Origin of the sequence: Gottfriedia sp. OAE603, assembly GCF_040543965.1 — a bacterium.
GTDB lineage: Bacteria > Bacillota > Bacilli > Bacillales > Bacillaceae_G > Gottfriedia > Gottfriedia solisilvae.
In genome coordinates this window covers 3,056,321-3,081,693 of sequence record NZ_JBEUNN010000001.1, presented here as the reverse complement: position 1 = coordinate 3,081,693, position 25,373 = coordinate 3,056,321, and the positions used below count along the sequence as shown (strand labels likewise).

Below are 25,373 nucleotides of genomic sequence, written 5' to 3'. Positions count from 1 at the left end.
GTTAATAGAATCTAAAGACGCAATATGAGGAAGTAGGTAGAGACATATGGAGCAAGAGGAACGGTATAAAGAAGCCAAGAAAGGTGCTTATATAGGAATTTATGGCAATCTACTCCTTGCAATTGTCAAAATGATTATTGGATATATAGGAAATAGTAAAGCATTAATGGCTGATGCAGTACATTCAGCATCTGATGTAGTAGGTTCTTTAGCAGTGTTATTTGGTTTGAGGGCAGCGAAAATGCCACCAGATGAAGATCACCCATATGGACATGGTAAAGCAGAATCAATCGCAGCAATCATTGTAGCTGTACTATTATTCATTGTTGGAATTGAAATTGGTAAATCTTCTATTGAATCATTTTTTAAGCCAGTTGAATCACCTGAAGTTATTGCTTTACTTGCTGCGTTTATCTCAATTTTTTTGAAAGAATGGATGTTTCGTTACAAGTTTGCACTTGGAAAAAAATTAAATAGTGATGCAATTATTGCAAATGCATATGAACATCGTTCTGATGTATATTCATCAGCAGCCGCAATGATAGGGATCGGAGTTGCCATTATTGGAAAGAAAATAGATATGCCAGTTCTACTTTATGCAGATCCTGCTGCTGGATTAATTGTATCAATCATGATTTTAAAAATGGCATGGGATATTGGAGCTGAATCAATTCATACAACTATGGACCATGTCCTTCATGAAGAAGATGTACAGCAGTATAAGGACATTGTAAGGACTATAGAAGGGGTAAAAGAGATAAATACCCTATATGCTAGAGAACATGGATATTATGTCATTATTGATATAAAGGTTTCAGTCGATCCATATATTACTGTTGAAGAAGGACATAGGATTGGAAAAAATGTAAAAGCGAAGTTAATGGAACAAAAGGATGTGGAAAATGTGTTTGTCCATATAAATCCATATAATGATAAAAATAATACTTTCATCCACTAAGTTTACTTTAGTATAATAGTACAGTTAGGGGTGATAGATTTGTTAAAATCAAAAGCACGTTGGAAACCGAAGTCATCAAATGACCAAGCTGAACTAATATTAAGTAAAGAATTACAGATATCCCCTCTTTTAGCAAAATTACTGGTTACACGTGGGGTAACGACAGTTGAGGATGCAAAGAATTTCTTATATGAAGAACAAATGAGTTTTCATGACCCGTTTTTATTAGAGGGTATGGACATAGCTATTGACCGAGTGTTTCAAGCGATAGAAGAAAATGAAAATATATTAATTTTTGGTGATTATGATGCAGATGGTGTAAGTAGTACTTCTGTATTGTTTTTAACATTAAAAGAATTAGAAGCAAATGTAGATTTTTATATCCCGAATCGTTTTAGTGAAGGATATGGACCAAATAAGAACGCATTCAAATGGGCACATGAACAAAATTATTCGTTAATTATTACAGTTGATACAGGTATTTCAGCTGCTAATGAAGTTGATTTTGCAAATGAACTTGGAATTGATGTAATCATTACCGACCACCATGAACCACCTGAAGAATTACCAAAAGCCTTAGCGATTATCCATCCCAAACTTAGTCCTAACTATCCGTTTAAGGAGTTAGCTGGTGTGGGTGTTGTGTTTAAATTTGCATCAGCACTATTAGGTAGAGAACCCGAGGAATATATGGAGCTTGTTTCAATTGGGACAGTTGCTGACTTAGTTCCGCTAGTTGATGAAAATAGATTGATCGTAAAAAAAGGTGTACGACAGTTAAAGCAAACAAATAGAGTAGGATTGAAGGCTTTACTTGAAATAAGTGGTGTGGCTCAAGAATCAATTAGTGAAGAAACAATTGGTTTTGCAATTGGTCCAAGAATAAATGCAGTAGGACGTCTTGGTGACGCGAAACCTGCTGTAGATCTAGTATTAGAAACTGATAGACAAGTTGCAAAGACACTAGCAGAACAAATTGATGTGTTGAATAGAGAGCGACAGGAATTAGTTACTACAATGACTGAGGAAGCAATTAAACAAGTTAATAGTTTGGATAATACTTGTTCGAACAAAGTAATTATTGTTGCAAAAGAAGGTTGGAATGCTGGCGTAGTAGGAATTGTCGCATCAAAGCTTGTTGATCGTTTCTATAAACCTGTCATTGTCCTTAGTATTGATCATGAAAAAGGCATAGCTAAGGGTTCCGCAAGAAGTATTGAAGGATTTTCATTGTTTGAAAACTTAACAAAATGTAAAGATATCTTACCTCATTTTGGTGGACATACATTAGCAGCAGGTATGACATTAGCAATTGAAGATGTAGAACAATTAAGGCAGCGTTTAAATGAATTTGCTGATCAAACGATGACTGATGAAGATTTTATTCCTCTGAAAGAAGTAGATCTACAATGTCAGGTTAGTGAAGTATCTATTTCATTTATAAATGAATTAAACATGCTTTCACCTTTTGGGATGCATAACCCGAAACCGGTATTGCAAATTCAGGATGTTGAAATAACAAATCTAAAACAGATTGGTAACGAAGGCTCACACTTAAAAGTTCAATTGAAGGAAAGCTCTATGTTTCTTGATGCAGTTGGATTTGGATTTGGACATGTTGTGAATGAAATTGCAAGTGGATCTAAGATTTCCTGCTTAGGTATGGCATCGATTAATGAATGGAATGGGAAGAGAAAACCACAATTAATGATTCAAGATTTAAGTGTTAATCATTGGCAATTATTCGATTTTAGAGGACAAGAACCACATCGTTTAACATTACCTTCTAATGAACATCAATTTGTGTTCTTACATCAATCTAAAAATGAATATCTAGATTTAAAAAATAAATATCCTATTTCGAAGTTCGTCTCATATGAATCTGTTCATGAAACGATGATTGATGTTCAAAATGAATTCGTTATTCTACTAGATTTGCCAGGTTCAGAGCATGACCTAAGAGCGGTATTCCAAAATGGATTATCACAAAGAATCTATTTAGTATTTAATCAAGATGAGTTACATTTTTTCTCTCCAATTCCAAGTAGAGAGAGCTTTAAAAAATACTACTCAATTCTTGCAAAAACGAATCCATTTGACATGGGTATGTATGAAATGGCATTATGTCGTAAGATGGGATGGAAAAAAGAACAAGTCGATTTTATGACAAAGGTGTTTTTTGATCTGGAATTTGTTACAATAGAGGATGGGAAAATTCGTTTGTTGCCACAAACTGAGAAGAAAGATCTATCTCAATCAAGTACGTATGCGATCAAACTTGCAAGTATTGAACTGGAACGTTTATTTCTGTACTCAAAATGTGATGAATTAACTACATTTTTTCAAAATATGAAAAGTCATTTTTCCGAAAATGGGGAGGCACTTATTTAATGAATTTTAAAGATTATATTACGATTGTACCAAACTGGCCAAAAGAAGGCGTTCAGTTTAAAGATATTTCTTCATTAATGAATGATGGGAAAGTCTATAAAGCGGCTACTGATAAAATCGTAGAGTATGCAAAAGAGAAGGATGTTGACTTAGTTGTTGGACCTGAAGCGCGTGGGTTTATCGTTGGTTGTCCAATTTCATATGCTCTAGAAATCGGTTTTGCACCAGTTCGTAAACCTGGTAAATTACCTCGTGAAGTGATTAGCTATAATTATGACCTAGAATATGGTACAAACACTTTAACAATGCACAAGGACGCAATTAAGCCAGGACAACGTGTGCTAATTACAGATGACTTATTAGCAACTGGTGGTACGATTGAAGCGACAATCAAGCTTGTTGAAGAACTTGGTGGAATTGTAGTAGGTATTGCTTTCTTAATCGAACTTTCTTATTTAGAAGGTCGTAAAAAATTAGAAGGTTATGATATATTTACACTAATGACTTATTAATTTTTAACATAATATAATGTCGTACGATGGGGTACTCTGAATAAATCAGAGTGCTCTTTTTCTATCAGAAACCTGCAAAAAAAAATGAATTTTGACGACTCCTGCTTTACAAAAAACGAAATATTCACGATAATATAAGAAATAATGATTTAAGGTGATTAAATGGCTAATGAACAAGTTTTGACAGCTGAACAAGTTTTAGAGCAAGCGTCCCATTATTTAAAAGAAGATGATGTGGCGTTTATTAAACATGCTTATGAATATGCTAGAGATGCGCATAGTGAGCAATTTCGTAAGTCTGGTGAACCATATATAATACACCCTATTCAAGTAGCAGGGATACTTGTAAGCCTTGAAATGGATGCAACCACAATTAGTGCTGGTTTTCTTCACGATGTGGTAGAAGATACTGAAGTTTCTAAAGAAGACTTAGAAAATCAATTTGGTAAAGAAGTTTCTATGCTTGTCGATGGCGTTACGAAGCTTGGTAAAATTAAGTTTAAATCGAAAGAAGAACAACAAGCTGAAAATCATCGAAAAATGTTTGTCGCAATGGCACAGGACTTGAGAGTCATTTTAATTAAACTAGCCGATCGCCTTCATAATATGAGAACGTTAAAGCATTTACCTCAGGAAAAGCGAATCAGAATTGCAAATGAAACGTTAGAAATATTTGCTCCTCTAGCTCATCGTTTAGGGATTAATAAAGTAAAATGGGAACTGGAAGATACAGCCTTACGTTACTTAAATCCTCAACAATATTATCGAATCGTTAATCTTATGAAGCGTAAAAGAGCCGAACGTGAACAATACTTAGACGAAGTCATCAGTGAGATCGAAGCGCAACTAGAAGATGTAGAAATAAAGCCCGAAATTTCGGGTAGGCCAAAGCATATATACAGCATATATCACAAAATGGCAAAGCAGAATAAACAATTTAATGAAATTTATGACTTATTGGCTGTACGTGTAATCGTCAATAGTATTAAAGATTGTTATGCTGTTTTAGGTGTCATTCACACTTGTTGGAAGCCGATGCCTGGTCGATTCAAAGATTATATTGCTATGCCTAAAGCAAATCTTTATCAATCACTTCATACGACAGTTATTGGTCCAAAGGGTGATCCTTTAGAAGTTCAAATCCGTACAAAGGAAATGCATCAAATCGCTGAGTACGGGGTAGCAGCACATTGGGCTTATAAGGAAGATAAATCAAATGCAAATGTACCTACTCAGAAATCCTTTGAAAATCGTTTAAGTTGGTTCCGTGAGATTATTGAATGGCAAGATAACTCTACGAATGCAGAAGAGTTTATGGAATCAGTAAAAATGGATTTATTCTCAGATATGGTTTTCGTATTTACACCAAAAGGTGATGTATACGAATTACCATTAGGCTCTGTGCCAATCGATTTCGCATACCGTATACACTCAGAAATTGGGAATAAAACAATTGGTACAAAAGTGAATGGAAAAATGGTACCGCTAGATTATAAATTAAAAACTGGCGATATTGTTGAAATTATGACTTCTAAGCATTCATATGGGCCAAGTCAGGACTGGTTAAAACTTGCTCAATCTTCACATGCAAAGAATAAAATACGTCAATATTTTAAAAAGCAAAGACGTGAAGAGAATGTTGATAAGGGCAAAGAATTAGTTGAAAAAGAAATAAAAGCACTAGATTGTGATATAAAAGAAGTATTAACTTCAGAAAATTTAAAACGTGTTGCTGAAAAGTTTAACTTTTCAAATGCTGAAGATATGTATGCAGCTGTTGGATATAATGGCATTACTGCAACGCAGATCGCACATCGTTTAACAGATAAATTCCGAAAAAGACCGGAAGTAGATTTAGAAGAGCGGTTAAAAGAATTATCTTCAGATCTTAAAAAAGCTCCTTCACGTCGTAAAGATGCTGGTATTTCAGTTAAAGGTGTAGATAACTTACTAATACGACTTTCAAAGTGCTGTAATCCAGTACCTGGTGACGATATTGTTGGTTATATTACAAAAGGCCGTGGAGTATCTGTTCATCGAAGTGATTGTGTAAACATGCTCAATGATAGTGAAGAAGATCGCTTTATTGAAGTTGAATGGGAAGAAAGTCCAACATTTGAACGCGATTATAATGTTGATATTGAAATTTTCGGTTATGACCGTCGTGGACTTTTAAACGAAGTATTGTCTGTAGTAAATGAAACAAAAACAAATATTTCATCAGTAACAGGTAAAAATGACCGAAATAAAATGGCGACTATTACAATGAGTTTGTCCATTCGAAATATTAACCACCTTCAAAAAGTAGTGGATAAGGTAAAACAAATTCCAGACATTTACTCTGTGCGACGCATTTTCCACTAGAAGAGGAGGGGTAAGTCATGAGAGTTTTATTACAACGAACAAAAGAAGCTAAAGTTGTAGTTGATGGACAAGTAGTAGGTCAAATACCTAAAGGTTTGTTATTACTTGTAGGGATCACGCATGAAGATACAATTGATGATATGAAGTACTGTGCTGATAAAGCATTAAATCTTCGAATATTTGAAGATGGCGATGGTAAAATGAACCTGTCTTTAAAAGAGATTGATGGTCAAGTATTATCAGTATCTCAATTCACACTATATGGTGATACTCGTAAAGGAAGACGACCAAGCTTTACGGATGCAGCAAAGCCTGATATTGCAAATCAACTATACGAACAGTTTAATGCATATATACGTGAACAAGGTTTTGAAGTACAAACTGGTATTTTCGGAGCTGATATGGACGTATCGTTTACAAACTGGGGTCCGGTTACAATCATGATTGAAAGTTAATAGCATCATAAAAAAAACCTTCTTCCCACAGTGTGGGAGAAGGTTTTTTTACACTTTTCATCTTGACTATCTTTTGTTTCTATAGACATCAATCTGTTTTAAAGTTGTACCTTTCTATTTTACATATATTATTTATTGGTTCTGAATACGATAGTATATATGGGTTCTATTTTAGAATGCATAGGAGGGTATGAAATGGACTCGATTACACTCATTTTAATCCTGATTGCAGGTGTCATTTTATTTACGATTCTTAAAAGCTTCTTTAAGGCAATCGTTTTTGTTGTGTTAATCCTACTTATTTATTATGGATTAATGTATTTACTAGATGGCTCAGTACAAAGCTCTATATCTACCATTTCAAAACTTCTTTAACCCATGGGAATTCCCCATGGTTTTTTTATTTTTTGGCTCTGTTAAAAAAGAAAGTTGATTTTCAGTTTCAGGATGCTCGCTTTCCATGGGGCGGGAGATGAGCCTCATGGGTCCACACGAAGTAGATCATGCATGCGTTACGAAAGGACGTCGTGTTTTCAGCATGCCTACTTACTTGTGAGGGTCATACTTCCCGCTACTCTTATATGAGTCTCGCACCTTTCACTCCAATCAATCTCTTTAAATAAATATTTTTACTTAAAATTCTGTAGTATATTTTTAAAGAATATCTCTTGTGAAATATCGACAATTAACATTAACAAAGCCTATTTTTAAAGAAAGTTGTAATAGAAAAATGTCTTTCAACAAGCATTTTTTTGGTTTAATCGTGCCAAAACTTGGACAAACTAAATATTATGATATTGGAGGGAGACTTTCACCATGAGAATTAACAATCGAAATAGTTTGGGTTCAAATCGTAGAGGAGTTCTCAATATGGATTTTCATGAATTTCAATCAAGAGGGCAAGAGTCAAATTCATTGGAGATGGCAAGTGAGTTCGGATTAACATTAAGAGAAGTACGTGATTTAAAGAAACAATTAGAACGTTCTTAAAATTTTTCTTTCTTCAGTTCTTGACAATTATTGTAACCAAACGTAAGATATAAAATAACATATTGATACATAAAACTTACCAATGACGGAGAAAAGTATAATAGGATCTCTTGAAGAGAGAGGAAATGTCGTGGCTGAGAGCATTTCCACAAGTAGACTATTTGAAAGACACTCCAGAGGCTTTATTCTGAAAGAGTATTCTAGTAAGGATAAACGTAATCGGCGTTAACGATGAAAGTGGAAGGATGATGATTCATTCTTCAATTAGGGTGGTACCACGGGCTTATAACTCTCGTCCCTACTGTTTTATTTCAGTAGGCACGGGAGTTTTTTGTATATATAGGTTTATTTTAGGAGGATTCACAATGTCGATTAATATTCCAAGAGGTACGCAGGATATTTTACCTGGTACAGTTGAGAAATGGCAGTATATTGAAAAGTTTGCAAGGGACTTATGCAAACGATATAACTACAATGAGATTCGTACACCGATGTTTGAACATACGGAAGTATTCTCAAGAGGTGTAGGTGACACGACGGATATTGTACAAAAGGAAATGTATACTTTTACAGACCGTGGTGATCGTAGTTTAACTTTACGTCCTGAAGGAACAGCATCTATTGTACGTTCATATGTAGAAAACAAAATGCACGGAAATAGTAATCAACCAACAAAATTATATTATATTGGACCAATGTTCCGTTATGAGCGTCCTCAAGCAGGGCGATATCGTCAATTTGTTCAATTTGGTATCGAGGCATTAGGTAGCAATGATCCATCAATTGATGCAGAGGTTCTTGCATTATCGAGAGATTTATATCGTGGCCTTGGTTTAAAAAATATTAAACTTGTGATCAATAGTTTAGGTGATTTAGAAAGTCGTAAAGCTCACCGTGAAGCGCTTGTTAATCACTTTAAACCTGTTGTACATGAGTTATGTGGTGATTGTCAAAATCGTTTAGAATCTAATCCACTTCGAGTGTTAGATTGTAAAAAAGACCATAATCACCCTTCAATGGCATCAGCACCGTCAATCCTTGAATATTTAAATGAAGAGTCTGTGAAGTATTTTGAAAATGTTCAATCTTATTTAACAGCAATGAATATTCCATATGAAGTCGATCCAAATTTAGTGCGTGGTTTAGATTACTACAATCACACTGTTTTCGAAATCATGTTAGAAGGTAAAGGGTTTGGTTCAATCTCTACTTTAAGTGGTGGAGGCCGATATAATGGCTTAGTTGAAGAATTTGGTGGACCAAATACACCTGGTATGGGATTTGCATTAAGTATAGAGCGTTTATTATTAGCGCTTGAGACAGAAGGGATCGAACTTCCGATTCCACAAGAAATGGATGTGTTTTTAATCGCCCTAGGTGATGAGGTGAAAAAAGAAGCAACTTCATTATTATATCAATTACGTAAAGCCGGTCTTGTATGTGAAAAGGATTATCAAGATCGTAAAATAAAAGCACAATTTAAAGCTGCTGACCGTTTTAAAGCGAAATATGTTGCTGTTTTAGGTGAAGAGGAATTATCTCGTGGAGTCATCAATTTGAAAGACCAAGAAACGGGTGTTCAAGAGGAAGTTGCATTAGATATATTTGTAAAATACGTAAGCTCTAAATAATGAACTGGGGGATATGGAAATGGAACAACGAACGCATTTATGTGGTCAATTAAGAGAATCACATATAGGTCAAAGTGTAACACTAAAAGGTTGGGTTCAAAAGAGACGTGACTTAGGAGGATTAATTTTTATTGATTTACGTGACCGTTCTGGAATCGTACAAATCGTATTTAATCCTGAATTATCTAATGAGGCTTTGACATTAGCTGAAACTGTACGAAACGAATTTATTCTTCAAGTGCAAGGAACAGTTGTTTCGCGTGGAGAAGGTACAGTAAACACTAACTTAGAGACTGGTGCAATTGAAGTTTCTGTTGAAAAACTAGAAATTATCAACAAAGCAAAAAATCCTCCATTCGCTATTGAAAATAAAACAGAAGTAGCAGAAGATCTGCGTTTAAAATATCGTTACTTAGATTTACGTCGTCCTGTTATGTATGACACATTTAAATTACGTTCAAAAATTACAAAGTCTGTTCGTGATTTCTTGGACGGAGAAGACTTCTTAGAAGTTGAAACACCAATTTTAACGAAGAGTACACCAGAAGGGGCTAGAGATTACTTAGTACCAAGTCGTGTACATCCAGGTGAATTCTATGCATTACCGCAATCACCTCAAATTTTTAAACAATTACTAATGGTTTCTGGTTTTGAGCGATACTTCCAAATTGCGCGTTGTTTCCGTGATGAGGATTTACGTGCTGACCGTCAACCTGAATTCACTCAAATTGACATTGAGACTAGTTTCCTTTCTCAAGAGGAAATTATGGAAATGACAGAAAGAATGATGGTTAAAGTAATGAGCGAGACAAAAGGAGTAGACTTAGTAACTCCTCTACCTCGAATGAGTTATGAAGAAGCAATGAATCGTTTTGGGTCTGATAAACCAGATACTCGTTTTGGCTTAGAGTTAATCGACGTTTCTTCATTTGCTAAAGAAAGTGGATTTAAAGTATTTACTTCAGCTGTAGAAAATGGTGGCCAAGTTAAATGCTTAAACGTTAAAGGTCAAGCAGCTAATTACTCTCGTAAAGACATTGATGGCTTACAAGAATATGCTTCTCGTTACGGAGCAAAAGGACTTGCATGGTTAAAGCTTGAAGAAGATGGATTTAAAGGACCAATCGCAAAATTCTTTAGCGAAGAAGAATTTGCAACTTTAAAATTAGCTGTAGAAGGTGAAGTTGGAGACTTAATCTTGTTCGTTGCTTCTGACGCATCAGTTGTCGCAAATAGTTTAGGTGCACTTCGCTTAAAATTAGGTAAAGATTTAGACTTAATTGACCAATCTAAATTTAATTTCTTATGGGTAACTGATTGGCCATTACTTGAGTATGATGCAGAGCTTGATCGTTATTTTGCTGCTCACCATCCATTTACATCACCAGTTCGTGAAGATTTAGCGAAATTAGATAGTGATCCAGGTAGTGTAAAAGCTCAAGCATATGACTTAGTCTTAAACGGCTATGAACTTGGTGGAGGATCTGTTCGTATTTACGAAAGAGATATCCAAGAAAAAATGTTTAAGTGTCTTGGTTTTTCTGAAGAAGAAGCACAAGCACAATTTGGTTTCTTAATGGAAGCTTTTGAATACGGAACTCCGCCACATGGTGGGATTGCATTAGGTTTAGACCGTATTGTTATGCTACTTGCGGGACGCACAAACTTACGTGACACAATTGCATTCCCGAAAACAGCATCAGCAAGTTGTTTATTAACAAATGCACCAAGTCCAGTTTCTGTTTCACAATTAGAAGATTTATCTTTAAAAACAACAGTAGAAGAGTAAAATAAAACGGAAGGATGAAAGGAGCAAATTTCCTAGAATCCTTCCATTTTTCTTGTATTATTTTCTTTATTGTCTAAAAATAACTTGTTTTCTAAATTCATGCTTGATGAAAACAACGTAAATCATGTATATTTAAATCATTGTATTCTGATTAAGTTAGTGGGAGTTGAATGGATGTTACACCAATTTTCTCGTAATGAGCTTGCATTTGGTAAAGCAGGTTTAGAACGATTACAAAAAAGTACGGTAGCAATTTTAGGTATTGGCGGAGTTGGCTCTTTTGCAGCAGAAGCATTAGCGCGTTCAGGCGTCGGCCGATTAATTTTAGTTGATAAAGATGTAATCGATATCACAAATGTTAATAGACAGATTCATGCATTATTATCTACGGTTGGAGAACCGAAAGTAGAAATGATGAAACAACGTATACAAGATATTAATCCTGAATGCGAAATTATTACACATAAAATGTTTTATACAGAGGAAACTTTTGAAAAGTTTTTTGAGATTCCTTTAGATTATGTAATTGATGCATCTGATACGATCTCATATAAAATTCATTTAATAAAAGAATGTCGTCGTCGTGGAATTCCACTTATTTCAAGTATGGGTGCTGCAAATAAGATGGATCCAACTCGATTCAAAGTTGCAGATATTTCTAAAACAACTCATGATCCGATCGCAAAAGTAATCCGAACTAAGCTTAGAAAAGAAGGGATTCATAAAGGCGTAACAGTTGTCTTTTCAGATGAGAGTCCAATTGTAATCAGAGAAGATATTCGTAAAGAAATCGTGCCTGATGAAAACACAAAAATTCGCAAAGCGAAAATGCCACCTTCTTCTAATGCATTCGTTCCTTCAGTTGCTGGTTTAATAGCTGCTAGTCATGCTGTACGTGAACTAATAAAAGATATTGAAATCAGACGTGTTGGTAAAGAATAAAAACTGTAGGAATTTATTTCCTACAGTTTTTTTTTGACCTGATTCAAAATGTTTCCTTACTTAGTAATAGAGGTACTTTAAAAATAAATTGCATATGACTATTTAATTTAGAAATACTACCTCAATAAGGAGGTATGTGACTTTGAAAAAATGCTTAAGACTGATTGGTCCTTTTGTTATTTCAGTTACACTTTTAACTGGTTGTAATAGCTCTAGTGATGATCAAAAAAGTGAGAAACAACAGCGGGTTGATAATTTATCGAATAAAATAAATACAAATTATAAAAAGAATAATGGTGTTGTTGAAAAAGATGGAAAAGTCCGCAAAAACGGTGTTGTGAATGATAAAGAATCAAGAAAAAAGAATAATAAATAAAAAAACAACCCCAGATTTGAAATCTGGGGTTATTGTCTGTTCATACACGCTTCGCAAGCAGTGGAACTCAATTTTACATATTTACATCATGTTGCTTGGTGCTTTTTTTACGATTCTTTACTAGTCTTCGCCCTATATAAGAAATAGCTAATAAAACTAATACAAGCATAAGTATTTCAGCAAAATTTAATTTAAAATATTTTGCACCAGTGACGATTAATAGTGTAGATATTGTACCTTTCACAATAAAAAAGATCAGAACCCATAATCCGCCTTTTTTCCAATTCATCTTGTTACTCCTCACTGTTACATACATTCATTATTACATTTTCATTATACAGTAGGAATGTTGATAAAAAAATGAATAAAGTATGACAATTAAATAATTACATACCATCAATTTACAATATTTTTTAAAAAGTTTTGGTTCTTTCTAATTGATGCTTTTAGCTGTAAAATCTTATTGCTCAATTCTTCATTTTCTTTTTGTAGCGTTTTAATCGATTGTTTAAGGTGGATATTCTGATCGGAAAGTTGCTGATCACTTTCATATTTCGTTAAAAATAAAATAACTTTATCTAAATCGATATTTTGCATATTATGATGATCTGTTATATTAATTACTGCATTATTCACTTTTTGTTTTCTCAATAATTGGTATCTTGAAGCACATGCAGCTTTTGAGCGGTTTATAATATTTGCAACAGTGACAAATGCATCTTGCTTAGATTTGCCTTTTTTTAAATAGTTTTCAACTAACTCTAAAAGCGTAGCTTCATCCTCGGTTGACCACTTTGTTTTTTGTGTATTCATATGACACCTCTTTAAATCATCTATCAATAGCTTGACCAAATAAACTGATGTAAATGAGAAAATTTTTGAATCCAAGATGAAAAATATTTCCAATTCAATTACAATAGAGTAAATAGTTTGCAGAAATAGGAGGGCGTAAAATGAGTCATGAACCTCTTGCATATCGGATGAGACCAAGGACAATTGATGAGTTAATTGGTCAGGAACAAATAATTGGTAAAGAATCAGCTTTATATCGACTAATTCAAAATGGACGAGTTCCTTCAATGCTTATACATGGAGAACCGGGAATCGGTAAAACATCTTTTGCATATGCAATTGCTGGTACTGTAGATAAAAGATTTGTAACAGTTAATGCAACAACGTCAGGTAAGAAAGAGCTAGAAGATATTGTGCATGAAGCAAAAATGTTTGGTGAAATTATTTTATTTGCAGATGAAATTCATCGTTGGTCAAAATTACAACAAGATTATTTACTGTCTTATGTTGAAAGTGGATTTATTACATTAATAGGAGCAACCACAGAAAATCCATATCATGATGTAAACAGTGCGATACGAAGCCGTTGTAATCATATTTTAAAATTAGATCCACTTCTACCAAAGCATATTTATAAATTGCTAGATCGCGCACTAAGAGACGAGGATAGGGGATTAGGCAATTTACAAATCCAAATTTCAGAAGAACAAATTTTGAAAATTGCACATGGTGTAAATGGAGATGCTAGATCATCTTTAAATATATTAGAATCTATTGTTTTTGGTTCTCCAAAGGAGTCGGATGGAACAATTATTGTTCAAGATGAAATCATTGAGGAATTTTTAAGATCAAAAGGATTTAATCATGATAAAAATGGTGATTTTCACTATGATACATTATCTGGGTTTCAAAAAAGCATTCGCGGTAGTGATGTAAATGCGGCTCTTTATTATTTAGCAAGATTAATTGAAGCAGGAGATTTGACGAGTATTTGTAGAAGATTAACGGTTATTGCATATGAAGATATTGGATTAGCTGGTGATCCTTGGAAAGTTGTGTTAGCCTGTGAGGCAGCAAAACAAGTCGGTTTTCCAGAAGCTAGAATTATTCTATCAAACACTGTTATTGAACTTTGTCTTTCGTCTAAATCCAATTCGAGTGTGTTGGCGATTGATCGCGCATTAGGTGATGTAAGAAGTGGGTTACATGATGATATTCCTGCTCATTTAAAGGATAGCCATTATGCTGGAGCGAAGGACATGGGACACGGTATTGGTTATGTTTATCCGCATGACCACCCTTTAGGAAACTTTGGCGGTTGGGTAAATCAGCAATATTTACCGGACAGATTAGTTAACCAAGTTTACTATAAGCCAAAGGAAGCTGGAAATGAGAAGCGGTATGGTGCAATCTTTGAGAAGCTTGAACAATTTAAAAAGGTACAAAAAAAGGAGAGATAGCATTCGCTAATTTCTCCTTTTATTTTTAAGCACTTAAATCATTTTCATATATATCGATAATCGGTTGTTCCACTAAATGGTTTGTAAGCATTTGGATTTCAGCCATTAACTGTGAAGTGTTTATAAACGTTGAAGGGATTGATAAAATCTCATTTTCGTCTTTATCATAAAAAACGAGATATTTAACTTTCAGCTGATAAGCCGCATTTTTTCCTTCGTTTTTTCTCCATTTCCTAAGCTCGATAGTCATTCTGTAAATTTTATGAAGGTCAATCGTAGTACTTTCATTTGATTTAATGAGTGTTAATTGTCTTCTTTTTAGAATGACTTTTGCTTCTTTTCTAAGCTTAATCGTCGCATATACTTTGAAAAGAAAAACGCCCCAAAGTAATGTTAATAGCAAGAAGTAAATCGGATCATTGTTAGAAAATGATGTCCACGTACGAACAGCAGTAATAAATCCGAGTACAAAAGTACCGTAGTGCCAATTAGGTTTGGACTCTAAAATTACTTCCGAATCATGTTTTGCATAGTCATCCTTATTAAATTGTTCAAGTTGTTGAATATGTTCAACTTCTGTTAATTGATTCCAGCTAGTAAATGTAGTGATTGTGTCTTCAAACATTTTTGGGCTAGGGATTTGTTCAGTTAAGTATGCACCAACATATCCGGCCATCCAGCCCTTTTCAGCCCAATCATCACGTTGGCTTTTAAACTTAACAAGATAATAAGTAACCTCTTGTCCATAATAATTAGTTGTGTCATGTCGTTTCACTACTTCAATTTCATCTGGAACTACACCAAATTCATCATGATCAACTAAATAATGGAAAAAACGATTTTTCACAAAGCTATGTTGTATTTCTTCATTAATTTTATAAAAGTGTTCTTTTGAACTTTCGCTTAACCTTGTGTAGAACCAAACACACGCCTCAATATTATAAGCACAGGATTCAATTATTTCACGAGATACATTGTACCCTCGTTCAAGTAATGAAATAACGGCATCAACTTTTAAATATGCATCTTTAAATTGTAGTGCTTCAAGTAAAAATGCTTGCATCTCATCATCATAAAAGTATTGCATTAACTGTAAATAGATACCCATTTCTGAGCGAATCATTGCATATGATTCTTTCCATGCCTGATAAACGAATTGCAGACTATAATCCTTGTCATATGATAAATACGATACTCTTTTACTTTGATAATTTCGTTTTATCTGTTCTATAATTAGGTTCTTTTCTTCACTTGTTAAAGACAATTTTACTCCACTATTTCTTAAACATAAAAGCATCATATGGAATATTGAGTCGTTGAGATTTTCGTCTTTAAGTAGTGGTATGAATTTTTTTACTAGTTTTGGAGCCCACTCTGTTTCCTCAAAGATATATGCTACATCTATTCCTAATTCATATTGTTTTGAATATTTTTCAATTATACAAATGTAGGTATCTCTTGCCTCGTCTGTTTTGATCGTAATTAATAAATAGAGCGCCTGTAGTTTTGCACGTTCACTATAACGTTCAAAGTTTTTTTCTATTGGCTTAACTAATTCTGAATGAGGGTATTCTGAACAGAAACCAACTAAATGATAGCTTCCATCATCCCAATCTTCTAATGAATTTGGAAAGCTCTTACCTGCTGCTTCTAATAGATAAATTAATGAATCCAGATAAACATCCTTATGAAGAGACTTTCTAAGTTGGTCAATTCCTTTTGCTCTATTGTAAAGATCTGTTGATGATAGTTTTTTAACAATTTGTTTAAATTTAGTTTGTATGGCCAACTTAACACCTCCTCTAGCTGCCTTTCAATACAAATATAACATAAGTGGAAGGGCGGGATATAGAGTAACGAATAGTATGATAGTACAGTAATTTTGCAAACACTTATGGGACTCTTACCTTATTTTTTGTCATAATTGGATATATTTAACAAATTCTTTTGATAAATTTTTTTTACGCTCTTATAATAATAGAAACAAGCAGTCTATATGGAAAAAATCGTTCTCGTTCAATCCTAATGTCTCTTTCGTCGACGTTCATTTTCGAAGGATATTAGGAATTCTTTTTGCATTTAAACTTTATGAGGAGGATGAAAATGGTCCAGCTCTATGTGTTGGCACTTGTCATTGGTGGAGTAACCGGCTTAATTTTTCACATCCTGTTTAACAAAGGGACAATCATGCTACCTGTAAAACGAAAAAAGGGCTTCTTCTTAGGGTTTCTTGCAGATATATTATTTGGAGCAACAGCTGCTGCATTATTTGTTTCATTATTTATTCCTGAAAATATGCTGAAAGATATGCGAATGGTGATTGGCTATTGTATTTTAGCAGGTCTATCATCACAGAGCTTTTTATTAAGCAGAGCACTCAATACCGAACGTGAGAGAGTTGCCTCGCTTCACAACATATCGAAACAAATTGTGTAATAACCTTATTATTTTCTTTAACAGAATTGAAGGAGGCAGATATGTTGAAGCAAGCTCTCACACCCGAAGAGAAAGCGATTTATCTTGAATTATTACAAGATTTAATTAATGCCGGTACTGAGTTAGAAATTAAAAGAATTGAAGACGAAATCCTCAAGTTTTTAAGTAAAGCAAGAGAATTGCCAGTTAGTATTGAGGCAAAAGACGAGAAAGCTGCAGCGGCCCATTATATTCGTGCAGGAATCTTGAAAAATTAAATGAATTAAGAGATAATACACTTTTCCAATTGGATTAGTGTATTTTTTTTTAGAAATGTGAAATTGATTTTTAAATAGTGTACAATAATTGTATAAATACTATATTAGAGTAAGTAAAAAATAGATTAGATCATTGAAATAAGTTATTGAACGGAGTGAATAGATGAAAATTTCAACTAAGGGAAGATACGGATTAACAGTAATGATTGAGTTAGCTAAGAGATATTGTGATAAGCCAATTTCTTTAAAAAGTATTGCAAATGCACAAAATCTATCAGAGCATTATTTAGAGCAAATTATTTCATTGCTTCGTAATGCTGGCCTTGTAAAAAGTATTCGAGGAGCATATGGTGGGTATATTTTAACCAAGGAGCCAAATGAAATATCAGCAGGCGAAGTCATTTCTGCTTTAGAAGGTTCATTATCTCCAATTGAAAATATTGAAGATGAAAATCCAGCACAAAGAGAATTATGGACTCGAGTACAAAAAGCAATCAATGATGTTTTAGACCATACAACTTTAGAAGATTTAGCAAAATTAGAATCAGATGATTTAAATGGATATATGTTTTATATTTAATAGAATTGCATTCAAAGCGGATTTTGAATGCTTCATCAAGAAAGGATTATGAGAATGGAACGTATTTACGTAGATCATGCAGCGACTTCACCTATGCACCCAGAGGTAATTGAAAAAATGGTTATTGAAATGAACGAAACCTTTGGAAACCCTTCAAGTATCCACTCTTTTGGCCGACAAGCTCGTCAAAAAGTTGATACAGCTCGTTTGGTATGTGCAAGTAGTATTGGTGCAAAAGTGAATGAAATAATATTTACAAGTGGCGGAACGGAAAGTGATAATTTAGCCATTAGAGGTGCGGTATATGCAAATCAAAAGTTCGGTAAGCACATTATTACCTCTGCTATTGAACATCATGCTATATTACATACATGCCAAGCGCTTGAAAAAGAAGGTTTTGAGGTAACGTATTTGCCTGTAGATCATACTGGGCGAGTGAATATAGAGGATGTTAAGTCTGCATTGCGTGATGACACAATTCTTGTATCTATTATGATGGTTAATAATGAAGTAGGAACAGTACAACCAATTCAAGAAATTGGAGAAATCCTAAAAAGTCATAAAGCATTGTTTCATACAGATGCTGTTCAAGCATACGGGTTAATTCCAATTGATGTGAATGAATTAGGTGTAGACTTTTTATCCATTTCTTCACATAAGATTAATGGCCCTAAAGGTGTAGGTTTTTTATACGCGAATGAAAAAGCTACATTTTCACAACAACAGTTTGGTGGTCAACAAGAGCGTAAACGTCGAGCAGGGACTGAAAATGTACCTGGAATTGTAGGCTTAGCTAAAGCAATCGAACTGATTTTAAGTGAACGAGAAGTGCGAGTAAAAAGCTATTTGCGATTTCAAGAAATTTTCATTAATGATTTAAAAGAGAACGACATTCGTTTTGAAAAAAATGGAAACGAGACGTTTTTTGCTCCACATGTGTTAAACTTATCATTTGATGATATTTCGATTGAATCGTTTTTAGTTAATTTAGATATAGCTGGAATTGCTGCTTCAAGTGGTTCTGCTTGTACGGCGGGTAGTGTTGATCCTTCACATGTACTAGTTGAAATGTTTGGAATTGATTCGCCTAAAATTCGTTCTTCAATACGATTTAGTTTTGGTTATGGAAATACAGAGGAGCAAATACATGCTCTTGCACAACGTGTTACTTCTATCGTTCAACGATTAGTTAAAATATAAAAAATGCGAGGTTGGAAAAATGATAAATAGAAAAGATCCAAAAGACACTCGCGTAGTAGTAGGAATGTCAGGTGGAGTTGATTCATCTGTTACGGCATATTTATTAAAAGAGCAAGGTTATGATGTCATCGGTATTTTTATGAAAAACTGGGATGACACAGATGAATTTGGCGTATGTACAGCTACAGAAGATTATGAAGATGTAATCGCAGTATGTAATCAAATTGGTATTCCTTATTATGCAGTGAATTTTGAAAAACAATATTGGGACAAAGTATTCACTTATTTCTTAGATGAATATAAAAAGGGACGCACACCAAATCCTGATGTAATGTGTAATAAAGAAATTAAATTTAAAGCATTTCTTGAACATGCGATGACACTTGGTGCTGATTATGTAGCAACTGGACATTATGCTGGTGTCGAATATCGTGATGGTGAATATAAAATGCTTCGTGGAATAGATAGTAATAAAGACCAAACTTACTTTTTAAATCAACTTGGACAAGACCAACTTTCAAAAGTAATGTTCCCACTTGGCGAATACACAAAGCCTGAAATTCGCAAAATTGCCGAAGAAGCTAACTTAGCAACCGCTAAGAAAAAAGATAGTACTGGAATCTGCTTTATTGGAGAACGAAACTTTAAAGAATTCCTAAGTAATTATCTACCTGCACAACCAGGTGATATGATGACGATGGACGGCGAATTTAAAGGTAAACATGATGGACTAATGTATTATACAATTGGTCAACGCCATGGACTAGGTATTGGTGGGAATGGAGATCCTTGGTTTGTTGTTGGGAAAAATCTTGAAAAGAATGTGTTACTTGTAGAACAAGGCTTCCATAACGACCTACTATATAGTAATGAAGTGTTAGCTTCAGATATTAGTTGGACTTCTGAGTTACCAAAAGAAGGTTCATTTACATGTACAGCAAAATTCCGTTATCGCTCAGAAGACAATGAGGTAACTGTTCAAATATTGGATAATAACTCTGTTAGAATTCTATGCCATGAAAGAATTCGTGCTATTACACCAGGACAAGCAGTTGTATTTTACGACGGTACAGATTGCCTAGGCGGGGGTACAATTGATCGTGCATTTATTGATGGTAAAGAATTAACATATTTAAGATAAAAAGTTTGTTTAACATTTTGTTTCACAGACAAGGTAAAATGACCCCATCCATTTAGGTTGGGGCTATTTTTTTATCGTAGATGGTCTTTGAAATGTGTCTTACTGTATGATAGTGTTAAATACATATGAGGTTTATAACAATTGAAAGAAAAATACATAGAGGTGTTACAAATGACAAATTTTGAACGTGGTGTATCTGCTTTGCAGGAAGGTAATCTAGAGGAAGCAGCTAATTATTTGACGAAGGAAATAGAAGAAAATCCAACTAATTCATTAGCATATGTAAACTTTGGACAGCTATTACTGACGATGGATGATGTTGAACGAGCTTGTCGTTTTTTTGAAAAAGCGCTAGAAATTGATCCGGAATTAGCTGCAGCTCATTACGCTGTAGGTACAGTTTATTTTGAAGATGGTAAATTTGAGCTAGCAAAGAATCATTTTCAACATTGCGTAAAACTAGGAATGGATGATAGCGATGTGTTTTTTATGATCGGCCTTTGTTGTGTAAATAATGGAGAAGACCGATTTGCACTTCCATTTTTCCAACGAGCAATCGAATTAGATGAGTCAGATCTTGATGCATTATTTCAATATGGTTTATGTCTAGCAAAATTAGAGATGTTAGAAGAAGCTAAACAAAGCTTAGAAAAAGTATTAACGCTAGACGAGAGTCATTCAGATGCACATTACAATTTAGGAATTATTGATATGTTTAATGATGATGTAGAAGGTGCAAAAGAACATTTTGAAAAGGCAATAGAGCACCAACATGATCATATGCTGGCAATGCATGCATTAAAGGTAGTAGAAAATAAAGAGTCATAAAATATGATGAACAAGTTAGGTCGGGAGGTGGAACCCTAGTGCAGGCACAAAATGAGATGGAATTGTTTGTAGATGAAACACCGTATATTAAAGGTAATGTAACAACAGTTATCTTTTATAATGCTGAAAATTTTTATACTGTTGCAAAAGTAAAAGTCGTTGATACTAATTTATCGAACTGTGAGCAGGAAATTACAATTACAGGAAACATTCCTCGAATGAATGAAGATGAGTCCTATACATTTAAAGGGATTTTAAAAGATCACCCTAGATATGGTAAACAATTTCAAATCTCATCCTTTGCTAAAGAGCTTCCATCAACTAAAAAAGGTGTTATTCAATATTTATCCTCAGATTTGTTTAAAGGTATCGGAAAAAGAACTGCTGAAAAAATCGTCGAGCATTTAGGTGAAGGTGCTATTAATAAAATATTAGATAATCCAGATAGCCTGGAATCTGTGCCGCAATTACCAAAAGCGAAAGCAAAAGATATATATGATACGATTTTATCTCACCAAGGCTTAGAGAAAGTTATGAGCTTTCTAAGCGGTTATGGAATCGGAACTGCTTTATCAATCAAAATATATAAAACATATAATGAGTCGACATTAGAAGTAATTCGAACAAACCCATTTAAACTGATTGAAGATGTTGATGGCATTGGCTTTGGAAGAGCTGATGAAATTGGTCGTGCAATCGGAATCACAGGCAATCATCCTGACCGTATTCGAGCAGGATGTGTATATGTGTTAGAGCATTTATCGATGCAGGATGGGCACGTCTATATTACACAAGATCAATTTATAGACGAAACAAGACTGTTATTAATGAAGCAAGACCCAGAGCTTGTGGAAGCTGTCGACATTTCTCGGGAAATGAATCGATTAGTGGCAGATGGAAAACTTGTATTAGAGGATGACAGAATTTATTTAGCGGCATTATTTTATGCGGAAAAAGGTATCGTTAAAGCGATTCAGAAGCTTTTGAGTGAAGCACCTGATATAGGTGAAATGACTGATAGTCGATTTAAAAAAGAATTAGAAACGCTAGAAGCAACTATGAATGTAAGATATGCTCCTTCTCAGGCTGAAGCGATAAAGAAGGCCGTTGAATCTCCAATGATGGTATTAACAGGTGGTCCAGGTACTGGTAAAACGACGGTCATAAAAGGAATTGTCAATTTATTTTCAACAATCCATGATTTATCTCTTGATCAACATGCTTATCCAAAGGACGTGCCATTTCCTTATTTACTAGCAGCACCAACTGGAAGGGCTGCAAAACGTATGAGCGAAGCAACCGGTTTACCAGCGGTGACAATTCACCGTTTATTAGGTTGGACTAGAGAAGGGGAATTTAGCCACCATGAGGATAATCCACTAAATGGAAAACTACTGATTATTGATGAGTTTTCGATGGTTGATGTTTGGTTAGGTAATCAATTACTGAAAAGTATCCCTCAAGGGTGCCAGGTTATCTTTGTAGGTGACGAAGATCAGCTACCGTCAGTTGGTCCAGGGCAAGTGTTAAAAGACTTATTAAATTCTGGAACAGTACCAACGATAAGATTGAAGGACATTTATCGTCAATCTGAAGATTCCTCGATTATTACAATGGCACATTATATTAAAGATGGAAAAATTTCAGAGGATTTATTTCAACAAAAAAAAGACCGATCATTTATTGGGTGTTCAAGCGGACAAGTTGTAGAAGTTGTTAAAAAAGTATGCGAAAATGCCAATAAAAAAGGTTTCCCTGTTAGAGATATCCAAGTGTTAGCACCAATGTACCGAGGCCCAGCTGGAATCGATGCATTAAATCAAGGATTACAGGAAGTATTTAACCCAAAACGAGATAAGCAACGTGAAATGAAATTTGGCGATACAACTTTTAGAACAGGTGATAAAGTTCTCCAATTAGTAAATGTTCCTGAAAATAATGTTTTTAATGGTGACATGGGAGAAATCGTAAATATCTTCTTTGCAAAAGAAAATGTTGAACAACAAGATATAATTATCGTGTCCTTTGATGGGAATGAAGTTACTTACACCAGACCAGATTTTACGCAGCTTACATTGGCTTATTGTTGTTCTATTCATAAATCACAGGGTAGTGAATTTGATATTATTGTGCTACCAATCGTAAAAAGTTATTATCGAATGCTTCGCAGAAATTTAATCTACACTGCAGTAACAAGAAGTAAAAAATTTCTTATTCTATGTGGTGAACAAGATGCCTTTATTCAAGGTATTGGGCGGACAGACGATGGAAAACGCCAAACAACTCTTTGTATGAAATTAAAAGGTATTGAAAATGAAGAGATTTCATATGATGATGATTTACCTTTTAAGCTATCTGATGAATTACCAAATCTTTCTCCTTATGATTTTATGTAATTGACCAATAATACTTAGTGCAAGACGATTCCTGTAATTTACGTATATTTTCCTTTTTATTTGGCCACAATGCTTAGAAAGATTGCCTTTTTTAGGCTAAGGGAGCGAGCGTTGTGATTTGTCCAAATTGTCAAAGTAAAGACTTGGGTAAAATTGGTGTAAATCAATATTATTGCTGGGGATGCTATATAGAGCTTTCAATTAATAAAGGTATGATTTACACGCACCAAGTTGAAGAGGATGGTACGTTAAGTTCGTTAGATGACTTATTCGACGAAGAGGATCGAAAACTTAGTATGTAGGAGTGAGTAGAAATGGGTAGAAAGAGCTCTTTATTAGGTTTAGGTTTAGGTGCAGGTGCACTTGCGATGAAACTAATGTACGATAACAAATGGTATTCTCAAAAAAGCATTAAAAAAATGAGAAAGTCTTTAAAAAAGATGCTTTAATGTAAGAATGTAAGTAGCACATGTCCAAGTGGGACATGTGCTTTTTAATTTCTATAAAGTTTGAATATTCTTTTGGAACACAAATAAAAAAGGGATTTTAAATGTAGTCCCAAAAAATTGTGAATTTATTAAAACGATTCAAAATCAAAACTAGCCATTACATAATTTATCTTAAAAATCTCCATACTAATTCCAGTATGGAGGTTTGATATGGACGGATTAAAACTTAAGTGGATTTATCGATTATGTCTCATATTATTAATAGGATTAATCGGAATTGTATTTTATTATTTAAAACCGGTTTATTATCATATCATTATTGGAATTTTAAAAGCATTAATTCCTTTTTTAATTGGTCTCATTATAGCGTACTTATTACATCCAGCGATTGAGTTCATTCATAAAAAAGGTTTAAAAAGAGTATACGCCATTCTTTTAATATATTTATTATTTTTTGGAGGAGCGGTATTAGGATTGTACTTATTAATACCGATATTTAAACAACAATGGAATGATATTCTACTTTCGTTCCCTAAAGTACTTTCATTATATGATACGTTTCTGTCAAAAATTGAGCGTAAAACCTCTAGGATGCCAATCTTTTTACATAATAGAGTGGATTTAATGATTAATGGTGCAGAGCAATTTGGTATTTCTTTAGTTAATCGAACCGGAGATTGGATGAAGCATTTTGTGAATAATTTCATCTCAATTATCATTATTCCATTTATCGTGTTTTATTTTTTAAAGGATTATAAAGTTCTAGCAGATATTTTAATTAAGTTTATTCCAAAAAAATGGAGAGATGAAACAAAAGGATTAGCTGTCGAATTGGACAATACATTTGGAAAGTATATTCGTGGTCAAATTTTTGTTTGTTTTTTATTATTTATTATGGCAACCATTTTTTTATGGATCGGTAAAATGAAATATGCATTAGTTTTAGGATTAATAATTGGAATCACTGATATCATTCCATACTTTGGACCAATTATTGGTGCATTACCTACTTTATTTTTAGCTGCATCCGAAGGAACGAGTCTTATCATTCGGGTTGGTATTATACTAATTGTGTTGCAATTAATTGAAGGGAATGTATTATCACCATTAATTATTGGAAAGTCGATTCACACACATCCTGTAATCATTATGTTTACTTTATTAGTAGCAGGTGAAGTTGCAGGATTTACTGGTTTATTATTAGCTGTGCCGGGTTTAGTTGTTGTTATTTCAATCTTGAGGTATTTCAACAATAGAAAACAACATCTATCATCTTGACTTTCAATTTTTACAATGATACTATTTTTTCATACAATAAAATTTGCAAAATTTTGAAGGAAAAAGTATGTCACAGCCCATTTAAGCAATAATTGCGTAGAGAGAAGTTTCCTTGGCTGAAAGAAACTTTAATGAAGGGTGACAGAAC

The 25,373-nt window shown here is 33.9% G+C and carries 24 protein-coding genes and 1 other annotated feature; of the genes, 21 read left to right on the top strand and 3 right to left on the bottom strand.

Annotated features, from left to right (window positions below; translation table 11 throughout):
- Window positions 1-46: 46 nt before the first annotated feature.
- From ABID96_RS15810 to ABID96_RS15765, 10 genes are all read left to right on the top strand, one after another.
- Entirely contained in the window at window positions 47-958 is a 912-nt protein-coding gene (locus tag ABID96_RS15810) for a cation diffusion facilitator family transporter (protein WP_192602851.1), read from the top strand.
- A gap of 39 nt (window positions 959-997) precedes the next feature.
- On the top strand, window positions 998-3,349 hold the full coding sequence (recJ, locus tag ABID96_RS15805; protein WP_192602850.1) for a single-stranded-DNA-specific exonuclease RecJ: 2,352 nt from the start codon (window positions 998-1,000) through the stop codon (window positions 3,347-3,349).
- Window positions 3,349-3,861 carry an adenine phosphoribosyltransferase gene (locus ABID96_RS15800; RefSeq protein ID WP_087998644.1) on the top strand — a complete coding sequence of 171 codons (513 nt, stop codon included), beginning with the start codon at window positions 3,349-3,351 and terminating at the stop codon, window positions 3,859-3,861. Before recJ ends, ABID96_RS15800 begins: the two co-directional genes overlap by 1 nt.
- A gap of 162 nt (window positions 3,862-4,023) precedes the next feature.
- Window positions 4,024-6,225: a RelA/SpoT family protein gene (locus ABID96_RS15795; protein WP_192602849.1), complete on the top strand. Its 2,202-nt coding sequence runs from the start codon at window positions 4,024-4,026 to the stop codon at window positions 6,223-6,225.
- A 17-nt stretch (window positions 6,226-6,242) separates the two neighbouring features.
- Window positions 6,243-6,680, top strand: coding sequence for a D-aminoacyl-tRNA deacylase (gene dtd, locus ABID96_RS15790; protein ID WP_192602848.1), 438 nt, complete (start codon window positions 6,243-6,245; stop codon window positions 6,678-6,680).
- A gap of 195 nt (window positions 6,681-6,875) precedes the next feature.
- On the top strand, window positions 6,876-7,055 hold the full coding sequence (locus ABID96_RS15785) for a hypothetical protein (protein WP_087998647.1): 180 nt from the start codon (window positions 6,876-6,878) through the stop codon (window positions 7,053-7,055).
- A 688-nt stretch (window positions 7,056-7,743) separates the two neighbouring features.
- Window positions 7,744-7,973, top strand: a binding site (T-box leader).
- A gap of 62 nt (window positions 7,974-8,035) precedes the next feature.
- A complete protein-coding gene (gene hisS, locus ABID96_RS15780) occupies window positions 8,036-9,301 on the top strand; it encodes a histidine--tRNA ligase (RefSeq protein WP_192602847.1) in 1,266 nt (421 codons plus the stop codon).
- A 19-nt stretch (window positions 9,302-9,320) separates the two neighbouring features.
- Window positions 9,321-11,090, top strand: a complete 1,770-nt coding sequence (aspS, locus tag ABID96_RS15775; protein WP_192602846.1) for an aspartate--tRNA ligase — start codon at window positions 9,321-9,323, stop codon at window positions 11,088-11,090.
- A gap of 174 nt (window positions 11,091-11,264) precedes the next feature.
- Window positions 11,265-12,032, top strand: a complete 768-nt coding sequence (locus ABID96_RS15770; RefSeq protein WP_192602845.1) for a tRNA threonylcarbamoyladenosine dehydratase — start codon at window positions 11,265-11,267, stop codon at window positions 12,030-12,032.
- Window positions 12,033-12,174: 142 nt separating this feature from the next.
- The gene (locus tag ABID96_RS15765; protein WP_192602844.1) at window positions 12,175-12,408 is read left to right on the top strand and encodes a hypothetical protein; all 234 of its coding nucleotides are present in this window, start codon (window positions 12,175-12,177) and stop codon (window positions 12,406-12,408) included.
- 73 nt (window positions 12,409-12,481) lie between these two features.
- On the opposite strand, the gene ABID96_RS15760 is transcribed toward ABID96_RS15765, so the two are convergent.
- Both ABID96_RS15760 and ABID96_RS15755 read right to left on the bottom strand, forming a co-directional pair.
- Entirely contained in the window at window positions 12,482-12,697 is a 216-nt protein-coding gene (locus tag ABID96_RS15760; protein WP_087998653.1) for a hypothetical protein, read from the bottom strand.
- Window positions 12,698-12,804: 107 nt separating this feature from the next.
- On the bottom strand, window positions 12,805-13,221 hold the full coding sequence (locus ABID96_RS15755) for a hypothetical protein (protein WP_192602843.1): 417 nt from the start codon (window positions 13,219-13,221) through the stop codon (window positions 12,805-12,807).
- Window positions 13,222-13,361: 140 nt separating this feature from the next.
- On the opposite strand from ABID96_RS15755, the gene ABID96_RS15750 reads away from it, so the two are divergent.
- Window positions 13,362-14,660 (top strand): replication-associated recombination protein A, encoded by a 1,299-nt coding sequence (locus ABID96_RS15750; protein WP_192602842.1) that lies wholly within the window; start codon window positions 13,362-13,364, stop codon window positions 14,658-14,660.
- 25 nt (window positions 14,661-14,685) lie between these two features.
- Here the strand turns inward: ABID96_RS15750 and ABID96_RS15745 are convergent, their stop codons facing one another.
- Entirely contained in the window at window positions 14,686-16,449 is a 1,764-nt protein-coding gene (locus ABID96_RS15745) for a hypothetical protein (protein WP_192602841.1), read from the bottom strand.
- 314 nt (window positions 16,450-16,763) lie between these two features.
- Between ABID96_RS15745 and ABID96_RS15740 the strand changes: the two genes are divergently transcribed.
- The 10 genes from ABID96_RS15740 to ABID96_RS15695 all read left to right on the top strand — a co-directional run bounded on the left by ABID96_RS15740 (window position 16,764) and on the right by ABID96_RS15695 (window position 25,225).
- Window positions 16,764-17,096 carry a DUF4257 domain-containing protein gene (locus tag ABID96_RS15740; RefSeq protein WP_158093173.1) on the top strand — a complete coding sequence of 111 codons (333 nt, stop codon included), beginning with the start codon at window positions 16,764-16,766 and terminating at the stop codon, window positions 17,094-17,096.
- Between the two features lie 41 nt (window positions 17,097-17,137).
- The gene (locus ABID96_RS15735) at window positions 17,138-17,353 is read left to right on the top strand and encodes a hypothetical protein (RefSeq protein ID WP_377896945.1); all 216 of its coding nucleotides are present in this window, start codon (window positions 17,138-17,140) and stop codon (window positions 17,351-17,353) included.
- Window positions 17,354-17,516: 163 nt separating this feature from the next.
- Window positions 17,517-17,933, top strand: a complete 417-nt coding sequence (gene cymR, locus ABID96_RS15730) for a cysteine metabolism transcriptional regulator CymR (RefSeq protein WP_087998659.1) — start codon at window positions 17,517-17,519, stop codon at window positions 17,931-17,933.
- Window positions 17,934-17,987: 54 nt separating this feature from the next.
- Window positions 17,988-19,133, top strand: a complete 1,146-nt coding sequence (locus ABID96_RS15725; protein WP_192602839.1) for a cysteine desulfurase family protein — start codon at window positions 17,988-17,990, stop codon at window positions 19,131-19,133.
- Between the two features lie 19 nt (window positions 19,134-19,152).
- Window positions 19,153-20,274, top strand: a complete 1,122-nt coding sequence (gene mnmA / locus ABID96_RS15720) for a tRNA 2-thiouridine(34) synthase MnmA (RefSeq protein WP_192602838.1) — start codon at window positions 19,153-19,155, stop codon at window positions 20,272-20,274.
- A gap of 171 nt (window positions 20,275-20,445) precedes the next feature.
- Window positions 20,446-21,102: a tetratricopeptide repeat protein gene (locus ABID96_RS15715; RefSeq protein ID WP_192602837.1), complete on the top strand. Its 657-nt coding sequence runs from the start codon at window positions 20,446-20,448 to the stop codon at window positions 21,100-21,102.
- Between the two features lie 38 nt (window positions 21,103-21,140).
- Complete coding sequence (gene recD2 / locus ABID96_RS15710; RefSeq protein WP_192602836.1) at window positions 21,141-23,498, top strand: SF1B family DNA helicase RecD2; 2,358 nt, start codon at window positions 21,141-21,143, stop codon at window positions 23,496-23,498.
- Window positions 23,499-23,611: 113 nt separating this feature from the next.
- Window positions 23,612-23,800 (top strand): hypothetical protein, encoded by a 189-nt coding sequence (locus ABID96_RS15705; RefSeq protein ID WP_087998664.1) that lies wholly within the window; start codon window positions 23,612-23,614, stop codon window positions 23,798-23,800.
- A 12-nt stretch (window positions 23,801-23,812) separates the two neighbouring features.
- A complete protein-coding gene (locus ABID96_RS15700; RefSeq protein WP_087998665.1) occupies window positions 23,813-23,947 on the top strand; it encodes a DUF3918 family protein in 135 nt (44 codons plus the stop codon).
- A gap of 210 nt (window positions 23,948-24,157) precedes the next feature.
- A complete protein-coding gene (locus tag ABID96_RS15695) occupies window positions 24,158-25,225 on the top strand; it encodes an AI-2E family transporter (protein ID WP_192602835.1) in 1,068 nt (355 codons plus the stop codon).
- Window positions 25,226-25,373: the final 148 nt, after the last annotated feature.